Source organism: Pseudomonas beijingensis, from assembly GCF_030687295.1.
Lineage (GTDB): Bacteria > Pseudomonadota > Gammaproteobacteria > Pseudomonadales > Pseudomonadaceae > Aquipseudomonas > Aquipseudomonas beijingensis.
The window spans coordinates 902,044-914,387 of record NZ_CP117425.1; the positions used below are offsets into that span (position 1 = coordinate 902,044).

Sequence of the window (12,344 nt, forward strand, 5' to 3'; positions counted from 1 at the left end):
GCGGGCTTCAACCCGCGTCTTGGCTATAACCAGAACAGCCGCTCACAAAGCGGCGGTTCTTATTTTGAAGAAATGAGACAAGCAGGGGCATCCGGGCTGGTACCCGGACTATCAGCGTGATCCTAAGTGGCTTGTTTTAGTCGCTGCACTCGGACTTCTGCAAGTTTGCTCGGTGTTTTCGCCGGTGGTGTTCCCCTAATCGAGGGTGACCAAGCATGCAAGAAAGCGTGATGCAGCGCATGTGGAACAGTGCCCACCTCTCCGGTGGTAACGCTGCCTATGTGGAAGAGCTCTACGAGCTCTACCTGCACGACCCTAACGCTGTGCCAGAAGAATGGCGCACCTACTTTCAGAAGTTGCCGGCTGACGGTAACTCTGCCACTGATGTTTCGCACTCGACGATTCGCGATCATTTCGTGCTGCTGGCAAAGAACCAGCGCCGCGCTCAACCGGTGTCTGCCGGCAGCGTGAGCTCCGAGCACGAGAAGAAGCAAGTTGAAGTATTGCGACTGATCCAGGCCTACCGGATGCGTGGCCACCAGGCAGCCCAGCTTGACCCGCTGGGGCTGTGGCAGCGTCCTGCACCTGCAGACCTGTCGATCACTCACTACGGCTTGACCAATGCCGACCTTGATACGACCTTCCGTGCCGGCGACCTGTTCATCGGCAAAGAGGAAGCGAGCCTACGCGAAATTCACGAAGCGTTGCAGCAGACATATTGCCGCACCATCGGCGCTGAATTCACGCACATCACCGATTCCGAGCAGCGCCAGTGGTTCCAGCAGCGTCTGGAAAGCGTTCGTGGCCGTCCGACGTACTCCGCCGACATCAAGAGCCACTTGCTCGAGCGCGTCACCGCCGGTGAAGGCCTGGAAAAATACCTGGGTACCAAATATCCGGGCACCAAGCGTTTCGGCCTGGAAGGCGGCGAAAGCCTGATTCCAATGCTGGATGAGCTGATCCAGCGTTCCGGTTCCTACGGCACCAAGGAAGTGGTCATCGGCATGGCTCACCGTGGCCGCCTGAACGTGCTGGTCAACACCTTCGGCAAGAACCCGCGCGAGCTGTTCGACGAGTTCGAAGGCAAGAAGAAGGTCGAGCTGGGCTCCGGTGACGTGAAGTACCACCAAGGCTTCTCGTCCAACGTGATGACCACCGGTGGCGAAGTCCACTTGGCCATGGCTTTCAACCCGTCCCACCTGGAAATCGTTTCCCCGGTGGTCGAGGGTTCGGTCCGTGCCCGCCAGGATCGTCGCAACGACCCGACCGGCGAGAAGGTGCTGCCGATCTCCATCCACGGTGACGCGGCATTCGCCGGTCAAGGCGTGGTCATGGAAACCTTCCAGATGTCGCAGACCCGCGGTTTCAAGACCGGCGGCACCGTGCACATCGTGATCAACAACCAGGTCGGTTTCACCATCAGCAACCCGCTGGACTCGCGTTCCACCGAGTATGCAACCGACGTCGCGAAGATGATCCAGGCGCCGATTCTCCATGTGAATGGCGATGATCCGGAAGCGGTGCTGTTCGTGACCCAGTTGGCCATCGACTACCGCATGCAGTACAAGCGCGACGTGGTGATCGACCTGGTCTGCTACCGTCGTCGCGGCCACAACGAGGCCGACGAGCCTAGCGGTACCCAGCCTCTGATGTACCAGCAGATCGCCAAGCAGCGCACCACCCGTGAACTGTATGCCGAGCGCCTGACCCAAGGCGGCGTGCTGGATGCAGAGCGCGTCCAGGAAAAAGTCGATGAATATCGCAATGCCCTGGATAACGGCCTGCACGTTGTAAAAAGCCTGGTCAAGGAACCGAACAAAGAGTTGTTCGTGGACTGGCGTCCGTATCTGGGCCACGCCTGGACCGCGCGTCACGACACGCGTTTCGACCTCAAGACCCTGCAGGAACTGTCCGCCAAGCTGCTGGAAATCCCGGAAGGCTTCGTGGTCCAGCGCCAGGTTGCGAAGATCTACGAAGACCGGCAGAAGATGCAAGCCGGCGGCCTGCCGATCAACTGGGGTTACGCCGAAACCATGGCGTACGCGACCCTGGCGTTCGAAGGTCACCCGATTCGCATCACCGGCCAGGACGTAGGCCGCGGTACTTTCTCGCACCGCCACGCGGCGCTGCACAACCAGAAAGACGCCAGCACCTACATCCCGCTGCAACACCTGTACAAAGGCCAGCCACGTTTCGACTTGTACGATTCGCTGCTGTCCGAAGAAGCCGTCCTGGCGTTCGAATATGGCTATTCCACCACCGAGCCAAATGCCCTGGTGATCTGGGAAGCCCAATTCGGCGACTTCGCCAACGGTGCCCAGGTGGTTGTCGACCAGTTCATCACCAGCGGCGAGCACAAGTGGGGCCGTCTCTGCGGTCTGACCATGCTGTTGCCACACGGTTATGAAGGGCAGGGGCCGGAGCACTCGTCGGCACGTCTGGAGCGTTACCTGCAACTGTGCGCCGAGCACAACGTCCAGGTTTGCGTACCAACGACCCCGGCACAGATCTACCACCTGCTGCGTCGCCAGGTCATCCGTCCGCTGCGCAAGCCGCTGATCGTGCTGACACCGAAGTCGCTGCTGCGTCACAAGCTGGCGATCTCAACGCTCGAGGACCTGGCCGAAGGCTCGTTCCAGACCGTCATTTCGGAAATCGATACCCTGGACGCGGCGAAGGTGACTCGCCTGATCCTGTGCAGCGGCAAGGTCTACTACGACTTGCTGGAAAAACGTCGTGCCGAAGGCCGCGAAGACATCGCCATCGTGCGTATCGAGCAGCTTTACCCGTTCCCGGAAGAGGACCTGATGGAGGCCATCGCGCCTTACACCAACCTCACCCATGTGGTGTGGTGTCAGGAAGAACCGATGAACCAAGGCGCGTGGTACAGCAGCCAGCATCACCTGCGTCGCAGCATCGGCAACCATAACAAGGCCCTGGGCCTGGAATATGCCGGCCGTGATGCTTCCGCTGCACCTGCGTGTGGTTATGCGTCGATGCACGCCGAGCAGCAGGAAAAACTGCTGCAAGATGCCTTCACTGTTTAACGCCTTCGCGCTGACTGAAACCGAATTTTAAGGACCCACAGATAATGGCTATCGAAATCAAAGCCCCGTCATTCCCGGAATCGGTTGCCGATGGCACCGTTGCCACCTGGCACAAGAAACCAGGCGAGGCCGTCAAGCGTGACGACCTGATCGTCGACATCGAGACCGACAAGGTCGTGCTGGAAGTGTTGGCCGAAGCTGACGGCGTGCTGGGCGCAATCATTGCCGAGGAGGGCGCTACCGTTCTGTCGAACCAGGTCCTGGGCTCGATCGAAGAGGGCGGCGCTGCCGCCGCCGCTCCAGCCGCCGCTGCTGCGCCTGCCGCTGCCCAAGCTGCTGCTCCAGCCGCCGATGGCGAAGACGATCCAGTCGCTGCGCCTGCTGCTCGCAAGATTGCCGAAGAGAATGGCATCAACATCGCTTCCGTTGCCGGCACCGGCAAGGGCGGTCGTGTGACCAAGGAAGACGTGGTGGCCGCCGTTGCCGCCAAGAAAGCCGCGCCAGCCGCTGCCCCGTCCAAGCCTGCCGCGCCGGCCGCCGCCGCTCCGGTGTTCGCTGCCGGTGACCGCGTTGAAAAGCGCGTTCCAATGACCCGCCTGCGTGCCAAGGTTGCCGAGCGTCTGGTTGAAGCTCAGTCGAACATGGCGATGCTGACCACCTTCAACGAAGTCGACATGACCGAAGTCATGGCCCTGCGTTCGAAGTACAAGGACCTGTTCGAGAAGTCCCACAACGGCGTACGCCTGGGCTTCATGTCGTTCTTCGTCAAGGCTGCCACCGAAGCGCTGAAACGCTTCCCGGCCGTCAACGCGTCGATCGACGGTTCCGACATCGTCTACCACGGCTACGCCGACATCGGTGTCGCGGTTTCCAGCGACCGTGGCCTGGTGGTTCCGGTACTGCGCAACGCCGAACTGATGAGCCTGGCCGAAATCGAAGGCGGCATCGCCACCTTCGGCAAGAAGGCCCGTGACGGCAAGCTGTCCATCGAAGAGATGACCGGCGGTACGTTCACCATCACCAACGGTGGTACATTCGGTTCGATGATGTCGACCCCGATCGTCAACCCGCCGCAAGCGGCTATCCTGGGCATGCACAACATCCTGCAGCGTCCGATGGCGATCAATGGTCAGGTCGTGATTCGTCCGATGATGTACCTGGCTCTGTCTTACGATCACCGCCTGATCGACGGCAAAGAAGCTGTGACGTTCCTGGTCACCATCAAGAACCTGCTTGAAGATCCGGCTCGTCTGCTGCTGGATATCTGATTTTCGCCGCGAGGGCCGGTCTGTCGACCGGCCTCTTGCTGAAACAACCGGTTTCGTCCCTCGACGGTCATCACAAGTGATCGTCCGGTTTGATTCGAAAAGGAATGACTCATGACTCAGAAATTCGACGTGGTAGTGATTGGTGCGGGCCCTGGCGGCTACGTAGCGGCCATCAAGGCTGCGCAACTGGGCCTTACCACTGCCTGCATCGAGAAATACACCGACAAGGAAGGCAAACAGGCCTTGGGCGGTACTTGCCTGAACGTCGGTTGCATTCCTTCCAAGGCGCTGCTGGACAGCTCCTGGAAATACAAGGAAGCGAAAGAAAGCTTCAACGTTCACGGTATCTCTACCGGTGAAGTGAAAATGGACGTCGCCGCGATGGTTGGCCGCAAGGCTGGCATCGTCAAGAACCTGACCAGCGGTGTCGCCACCCTGTTCAAGGCCAACGGCGTGACCTCCATCGAAGGCCACGGCAAGCTGCTGATGGGCAAGAAAGTCGAAGTGACCAAGCCAGACGGTTCGGTTGAAGTGATCGAAGCCGAAAACGTCATCCTGGCGCCAGGCTCGCGTCCGATCGACATCCCACCGGCTCCGGTTGACCAGAACGTGATCGTCGACTCCACCGGCGCCCTGGAATTCCAGACCGTGCCAAAACGCCTGGGCGTGATCGGCGCTGGCGTGATCGGCCTCGAGCTGGGTTCGGTATGGTCGCGCCTGGGCGCTGAAGTGACCGTGCTCGAAGCCCTCGACACCTTCCTGATGGCCGCTGACACCGCGGTGTCCAAGGAAGCGCTGAAAACCCTGACCAAACAGGGCCTGGACATCAAGCTGGGCGCTCGCGTGACCGGTTCGAAGGTCAACGGCGAAGAAGTCGTGGTGAACTACACCGACGCCAAGGGCGAACAGACCATCACCTTCGACAAGCTGATCGTAGCGGTCGGCCGTCGCCCGGTGACCACCGACTTGCTGGCTGCCGACAGCGGCGTGGAAATCGATGAGCGCGGCTTCATCCACGTTGACGATCATTGCGCAACCGCCGTACCGGGCGTCTTCGCCATCGGTGACGTGGTCCGCGGCATGATGCTGGCGCACAAGGCGTCCGAGGAAGGCATCATGGTTGTCGAGCGCATCAAGGGCCACAAAGCCCAGATGAACTACGACCTGATCCCTTCGGTTATCTACACCCACCCGGAAATCGCATGGGTTGGCAAGACCGAGCAGGCCTTGAAAGCCGAAGGCGTTGAAGTTAACGTCGGCACCTTCCCGTTCGCCGCCAGTGGCCGTGCCATGGCAGCCAACGATACCGGTGGTTTCGTGAAAGTCATCGCCGATGCCAAGACGGATCGCGTATTGGGCGTTCACGTCATTGGCCCGAGCGCTGCCGAGCTGGTACAGCAAGGCGCGATCGGCATGGAATTCGGCACCAGCGCTGAAGACCTGGGCATGATGGTCTTCTCCCATCCGACCCTGTCCGAAGCCTTGCACGAAGCGGCCCTGGCCGTAAATGGCGGCGCCATCCACGTGGCCAACCGCAAGAAGCGTTAATAGACAATAAGAAACCACGGCGGTATGGCCCGTCGTGAGCCTTGCGAGCAAGACTCACCGCGGAATATCCGCTGGACGCAGCCTTGCGTAGCGACACCGGTTGTCCGGAACGCTGCGCAAGCAGCAGTCACAGGTGGTGCGGCACCAGCACGGTGCAGCACCGAATGCGCAGTACCTAACGAAGACGGTAATAAGCATGAATCTTCACGAGTATCAGGGTAAGCAGCTGTTCGCTGAGTACGGCCTGCCAGTATCCACCGGTTACGCGGTAGACACCCCGGAAGCGGCAGCAGAAGCTTGCGACAAAATCGGCGGCAGCGAATGGGTTGTCAAAGCCCAGGTTCACGCCGGTGGTCGCGGTAAAGCGGGCGGCGTCAAGCTGGTTCGCAGCAAAGAAGACGCCAAAGCCTTCGCACAGCAGTGGCTGGGCAAGCGTCTGGTGACTTACCAGACTGACGCCAACGGTCAGCCAGTCACCAAGATCCTGGTTGAATCGTGCACTGATATCGCTAAAGAGCTGTACCTGGGCGCTGTCGTTGATCGTTCGAGCCGTCGCATCGTGTTCATGGCTTCCACCGAAGGTGGCGTGGACATCGAGAAAATCGCTCACGATACCCCTGAGAAAATCCTCAAGGCCACCATCGATCCACTGGTTGGCGCACAGCCATTCCAGGGTCGCGAGCTGGCTTTCCAGCTGGGTCTGGAAGGCAAGCAGGTCACTCAATTCGCCAAGATCTTCGTAGGTCTGGCCAAGCTGTTCCAGGACCACGACCTGGCACTGCTGGAAGTGAACCCGCTGGTGATCAAGGCCGACGGCGATCTGCACTGCCTCGATGCCAAGATCAACATCGACGCCAACGCCATGTACCGTCAGCCTAAGCTGAAGACTTTCCACGATCCGTCGCAAGACGATCCGCGCGAAGCGCACGCTGCCAAGTTCGAACTGAACTACGTAGCCCTGGAAGGCAACATCGGCTGCATGGTCAACGGTGCCGGCCTGGCCATGGGTACCATGGACATCGTCAACCTGCATGGCGGCAAGCCAGCCAACTTCCTCGACGTGGGCGGCGGTGCTACCAAGGAACGTGTAACCGAAGCGTTCAAGATCATCCTGTCCGACACTAACGTCGCCGCAGTACTGGTCAACATCTTCGGCGGCATCGTTCGCTGCGACATGATTGCCGAAGGCATCATCGGCGCCGTGAAAGAAGTCGGCGTGAAAATCCCGGTTGTTGTTCGCCTCGAAGGCAACAACGCTGAGCTGGGCGCTAAAGTACTGGCAGAAAGCGGTTTGAACATCATCGCTGCTACCAGCCTGACCGACGCTGCTCAACAAGTCGTTAAAGCTGCGGAGGGCAAATAATGAGCGTCCTGATCAATAAAGACACCAAGGTTATCTGCCAGGGTATTACCGGTTCGCAAGGTAGTTTCCACACCCAGCAAGCCCTGGAATACGGCACCAAGATGGTTGGCGGCGTAACACCGGGCAAAGGCGGCACCGAGCACCTGGGCCTGCCGGTCTTCAACACCGTGAAAGACGCTGTAGCTGCCACTGGCGCCACCGCCAGCGTGATCTACGTTCCAGCTCCTTTCTGCAAGGATTCCATCCTTGAAGCAGCGTTCGGCGGCATCAAGCTGATCGTCTGCATCACCGAAGGCATCCCGACCATCGACATGCTGGAAGCCAAGGTCAAGTGCGACGAGCTGGGTATCACCCTGATCGGCCCTAACTGCCCAGGCGTGATCACCCCAGGCGAATGCAAGATCGGCATCATGCCAGGTCACATTCACTTGCCAGGCAAGGTCGGTATCGTTTCCCGTTCCGGCACCCTGACCTACGAAGCTGTGAAGCAGACCACTGACGCCGGTTTCGGTCAGTCGACTTGCGTCGGCATCGGCGGTGACCCGATCCCAGGCTCGAACTTCATCGACATCCTGAAGCTGTTCCAGGAAGACCCGAAGACCGAAGCGATCGTCATGATCGGTGAGATCGGCGGTTCGGCTGAAGAAGAAGCCGCTGCCTACATCAAGGCCAACGTGACCAAGCCGGTTGTTTCCTACATCGCTGGTGTGACTGCTCCTCCGGGCAAGCGCATGGGTCATGCTGGTGCAATCATCTCTGGCGGCAAAGGCACTGCAGACGAGAAATTCGCTGCGCTGCAAGACGCAGGCGTGAAAACCGTGCGTTCGCTGGCAGACATCGGCAAGGCCCTGGCCGAGCTGACTGGCTGGGAAATGAAGAAGTAAGCTTCGGCTGACTTTTTTGTTCCAGCAACAAAGGCCACCTTCGGGTGGCCTTTGTCGTTTCTGGCACTATGGGAGCAAGGATATGTGGGAACAAGACTGTGTAGGAGCAAGGCTTTGTGAACAACGCTCTGTGGGAGCAAGGCTTGCCCGCGATACAGGCGACTCGGTTCTATCTGTCAGATCACGTTGATGCCATCGCGGGCAAGCCTTGCTCCCACAGATAAATCCCCTTGCCACAGGGTTTTGTGAGGAAAAATAGATACGTAAACGCGACACATGAACGTCGCGCATCGGATAGTCCGCCCCTTAACAGTGCGTTTTTCGCGCAAATTCGTTAGGCTAGCAGCCATTTTTGCGACCGCTGCCCACAAGGAAGCGCCGCGCTAAACGGGTCGATCCCATACGGATCGGCAGCATTTCCCTCTACCCATAAGGGAAATCCCTCTCTAAATTCCGATTCAGTAGTGTGGTTTCCTTAATGAAAGTGTTGAAAGGCCAGGATATCCTGGCGCTTGGTTTCATGACATTTGCCCTGTTCGTCGGGGCTGGCAACATCATCTTCCCGCCTATCGTCGGTTTGCAGTCCGGGCCTCATGTCTGGATGGCTGCGCTGGGCTTCTTGATCACGGCGGTCGGGCTGCCGGTCATCACGGTCGTGGCACTGGCCAAGGTGGGTGGTGCGATGGACGCCTTGAGCAGCCCCATCGGCAAGATCGCCGGCGGCTTGCTGGCGGCGGTGTGCTACTTGGCCGTCGGCCCGTTGTTCGCCACGCCGCGTACCGCCACCGTTTCGTTCGAAGTTGGTCTGGCGCCGTTGACTGGCGAAAGCCCGCTGGCACTGTTCCTCTATAGCGCCGTGTATTTCCTGCTGGTGTTTTTCATCTCGCTCTACCCGGGTCGCCTGCTGGACACCGTCGGACGTTTCCTTGCCCCCCTGAAGATCATCGCCCTGGCCGTGCTCGGCATCGCCGCGTTTGCCTTGCCGGCCGGCGATATCGGCGTGGCGACCCCCGAATACGTGGCGGCACCGTTCTCCCAAGGTTTCATCAATGGCTACCTGACCATGGATACCCTGGGCGCCTTGGTGTTCGGCATCGTCATCGTCAACGCGATCCGTTCCCGGGGCGTCGAATCGCCGGCCTTGATCACCCGCTACGCGATCATCGCCGGGCTGATTGCCGGGGTGGGCCTGGCGCTGGTCTACGTCAGCTTGTTCCGCCTGGGTTCGGGCAGCCACGAAGTGGCCACGGGCGCGACCAACGGCGCCGCGGTGTTGCATGCCTACGTGCAACACACCTTCGGCAGCCTGGGCAGCGGTTTCCTGGCGGTACTGATCTCCCTCGCATGCCTGGTGACCGCGGTCGGCCTGACCTGCGCCTGCGCCGAGTACTTCAGTCGCGTCCTGCCGCTGTCCTACAAGACTCTGGTCGTGATCCTGGCAGCCTTTTCGCTGCTGGTGTCCAACCTGGGCCTGACCAAGCTGATCGCGTTCTCGATTCCGGTCCTCACCGCGATCTACCCGCCGTGCATCGCCCTGGTGGCCCTGAGCTTTTGCAAGGACTTCTGGCACGAGCAGGGTCGCATCGTTGGTCCGGTGATGCTGGTGTCGTTCCTGTTTGGCCTGATCGATGCGCTCAAGGGCGCCGGGCTGGCGGACTGGATGCCGACGCAACTGGCCCACTTGCCGCTGAGCGAACAAGGCCTGGCCTGGTTGGTGCCTTCGGTGATGACCTTGGCCGTCGCGGTGGTGTGTGATCGCCTGCTGGGCAAGCGCAGCGAAGCGTTGGCCTGATCGGCTTCAAGCAGCTTCACCGATAAAACCGAAATGCCCCGTATCAATCGATACGGGGCATTTTTCTTGAGTGCGGTGTCTTTTTTCGTGGGCTAACGTCGAAGCAGTGTCTTGAAAGGCTTGCACAAAACCTTGTGGGAGCGGGCTTGCTCGCGAATGCGGTGTTTCAGCTACAAATGTGCGGTCTGATACACCGCATTCGCGAGCAAGCCCGCTCCCACAGGGTCCATTGCAAGTTGCCACAGATTAGTTTCGTCACAGGAAATCGAATGTCATTCATCCAAGCCAACCTGATCCATCTGCTTGCCGCCGCCTGGTTCATCATCTGCTGGGCGGGCTACACCCGTTACGCCACCTGGAAGGCCCGCGATACCGCCTGCCTGGCCAGTGTCATGCACCTGTACCGCGAAGATTGGATGCGGCGCATGCTGTTGCGCGAGAACCGCATCGCCGATGCCAGCGTGATCCGCAACCTGGAGCGCAACGCTTCATTCTTCGCCTCCAGCACGCTGATTATTCTGGCCGGCATCCTGACGGTACTTGGGGCGTCTGATCGGGCCGTATCGTTGCTGGCGGACATCCCCATGGTGCAGCAGGCTTCCCAGGGCATGGCGGAGGTCAAGTTGCTGTGCCTGGCGCTGGTGTTTGTCTACGCGTTTTTCACCTTCAGTTGGTGCATGCGCCAATACAACTTCGCGGCGGTGCTGATTGGCTCGGCGCCGATGATCGGTGAGCGGCATGTGTCGGAGCAGGAGCGCAAAGCCTTTGCCCTAAGGGCGGCGCGGGTGATCTCCATGGCGGCCAACCAATTCAACTTCGGCCTGCGTGCCTATTATTTCGGCATGACCATGTTGGCGTGGTTCGTCAGCCCCTGGTTATTCATGTTGATGAGTGCTGGTGTGGTGTTTGTGTTGTATCAGCGCGAGTTTCATTCCGATGTGCTGGATGTGATGGTCTATACCCCCACGGAAGTGCCAGTGCCCGAGGTTGGCAAGGAAGCGGCCTGACTGCTCGGCCGTTTTCCCGAATCGCAGGCAAAAGAAAACCCGCACCAGGCGGGTTTTCTTTTGCTGCTAAAACCGTATCAGTTGGTTTTAGGCGCGGTAGCAGGTGCTTCTTCCTTCGCAGCGGCTGCGTTCGATTCGGCCTGAGCTTTGGCAGCTTCGGCGTTTTCTTTCGCCGCGTCGTTCACTTTATCCTGTGCTTTGTTCATGTCTTGCTGAGCTTGCTCAGCGTGTTGGTTGGCATCTTGAGCTTTGTCCTCGGATTTTTTATCGCAGGCAGCGAGACCGAGGGAGGCGGCCAACATCAAGGCAATAGCAAAAGTCTTACGCATGGGGTGTTTCTCCTTATGGAAATAACTACTGGCCTTTTGAGCTACCCCCCTCAGGTTAAGTTCCTCTTTTGCTACAGATATATAACTTTGCACGGTCGCGGAACTTTAGCGAACGTGCTGTTGCCAGGCCTCTAAACGAACAAGGGCATTGATGGACATGGCTGAAGATCCCATTTTTGAGCGTGCCACGCGCTTTTTATCCGCCTTGCGGCATTGCCAGGTGCTGGGCTTGAAGTTGCACAGCGCCAGTCGTGACGGGCTAACGCTCATCCTGCCGTTCAGCCCGCAAATCGTCGGCAATCCCCTGACGGGCATCATCCACGGTGGCGCGTTGACCTCGTTGATGGACAGCGCGTGCGGCATGTCGACCTTGTGTGTGCTGCCGCAATTCGAGGTCTGTCCGACCCTGGACCTGCGCATCGACTACATGCACGCCGCCGAGCCCCACAAGGACGTCTACGGCTTTGCTCAATGCTATCGGGTGACCCCGGACGTGATCTTCACCCGAGGTTTCGCCTATCAGGACGACCCCGAGCAACCCATCGCCCATGTGGTGGGCACGTTCATGCGCCTGGGCCAGCATGCCAGGGGCATGGGGAAGACCCTTCCGATAACCGCCGTGGGCCAGCCATGACCAATACCACCCAGGAACAACTGCGCCGCGCCTGCGAGCAGGGCGACTACGCGCTGCTGCTCGCCTCGATCCCCTATGCCCGACTCATCGGCGTCGACTGCACACGCGAGGGTGACGCCTTGGTGTTTCGCCTGCCAGCCAACAAGGACAATATTGGTAACCCTTTACTGCCGGCCATCCATGGCGGGGTCATTGCCGGCTTCATGGAGCTGTCGGCCGCCGTTCACCTGTTGATCGCCACCGGCACGCCGGGGGTGCCAAAGATCATCGACTTTTCCCTGGATTACCTGCGCACCGGGCAGTTTCGCGACACCTATGCCAAATGCCAGGTCTGGCGCCAGGGGAGGCGGGTGGCCAACGTTGCGATCACCGCCTGGCAAGACGTCGAGGCCGAACCCATCGCCACCGCCCGGGCGCATTTCAAGATCCAGGAGCCATCAAAACCGGATCGCCCTTGAAATCATCAGCGTTG

General features: G+C 59.6%; 10 protein-coding genes. 9 read left to right on the forward strand and 1 reads right to left on the reverse strand.

The window, feature by feature from the left end:
* The first annotated feature begins 215 nt into the window (after window positions 1-215).
* The 7 genes from PSH84_RS04200 (at window position 216) to PSH84_RS04230 (ending at window position 10,909) form a co-directional block, all read left to right on the forward strand.
* On the forward strand, window positions 216-3,047 hold the full coding sequence (locus PSH84_RS04200; protein WP_122565957.1) for a 2-oxoglutarate dehydrogenase E1 component: 2,832 nt from the start codon (window positions 216-218) through the stop codon (window positions 3,045-3,047).
* Window positions 3,048-3,091: 44 nt separating this feature from the next.
* On the forward strand, window positions 3,092-4,315 hold the full coding sequence (odhB, locus tag PSH84_RS04205; RefSeq protein ID WP_122565956.1) for a 2-oxoglutarate dehydrogenase complex dihydrolipoyllysine-residue succinyltransferase: 1,224 nt from the start codon (window positions 3,092-3,094) through the stop codon (window positions 4,313-4,315).
* 111 nt (window positions 4,316-4,426) lie between these two features.
* A complete protein-coding gene (gene lpdA, locus PSH84_RS04210; protein WP_122565955.1) occupies window positions 4,427-5,863 on the forward strand; it encodes a dihydrolipoyl dehydrogenase in 1,437 nt (478 codons plus the stop codon).
* 196 nt (window positions 5,864-6,059) lie between these two features.
* Window positions 6,060-7,226 (forward strand): ADP-forming succinate--CoA ligase subunit beta, encoded by a 1,167-nt coding sequence (sucC, locus tag PSH84_RS04215; RefSeq protein WP_003179235.1) that lies wholly within the window; start codon window positions 6,060-6,062, stop codon window positions 7,224-7,226.
* The gene (gene sucD, locus PSH84_RS04220; RefSeq protein WP_014339581.1) at window positions 7,226-8,110 is read left to right on the forward strand and encodes a succinate--CoA ligase subunit alpha; all 885 of its coding nucleotides are present in this window, start codon (window positions 7,226-7,228) and stop codon (window positions 8,108-8,110) included. The genes sucC and sucD overlap by 1 nt, the downstream gene beginning before the upstream one ends.
* Window positions 8,111-8,588: 478 nt before the next feature.
* Complete coding sequence (gene brnQ / locus PSH84_RS04225; protein WP_122565954.1) at window positions 8,589-9,902, forward strand: branched-chain amino acid transport system II carrier protein; 1,314 nt, start codon at window positions 8,589-8,591, stop codon at window positions 9,900-9,902.
* A 269-nt stretch (window positions 9,903-10,171) separates the two neighbouring features.
* The gene (locus PSH84_RS04230) at window positions 10,172-10,909 is read left to right on the forward strand and encodes a DUF599 domain-containing protein (RefSeq protein ID WP_305482331.1); all 738 of its coding nucleotides are present in this window, start codon (window positions 10,172-10,174) and stop codon (window positions 10,907-10,909) included.
* A 77-nt stretch (window positions 10,910-10,986) separates the two neighbouring features.
* Here the strand turns inward: PSH84_RS04230 and PSH84_RS04235 are convergent, their stop codons facing one another.
* On the reverse strand, window positions 10,987-11,238 hold the full coding sequence (locus tag PSH84_RS04235; RefSeq protein WP_122565952.1) for a hypothetical protein: 252 nt from the start codon (window positions 11,236-11,238) through the stop codon (window positions 10,987-10,989).
* Window positions 11,239-11,395: 157 nt separating this feature from the next.
* Between PSH84_RS04235 and PSH84_RS04240 the strand changes: the two genes are divergently transcribed.
* A complete protein-coding gene (locus PSH84_RS04240) occupies window positions 11,396-11,872 on the forward strand; it encodes a PaaI family thioesterase (protein ID WP_305482332.1) in 477 nt (158 codons plus the stop codon).
* Window positions 11,869-12,330 carry a PaaI family thioesterase gene (locus PSH84_RS04245; protein ID WP_305482333.1) on the forward strand — a complete coding sequence of 154 codons (462 nt, stop codon included), beginning with the start codon at window positions 11,869-11,871 and terminating at the stop codon, window positions 12,328-12,330. Before PSH84_RS04240 ends, PSH84_RS04245 begins: the two co-directional genes overlap by 4 nt.
* Window positions 12,331-12,344: the final 14 nt, after the last annotated feature.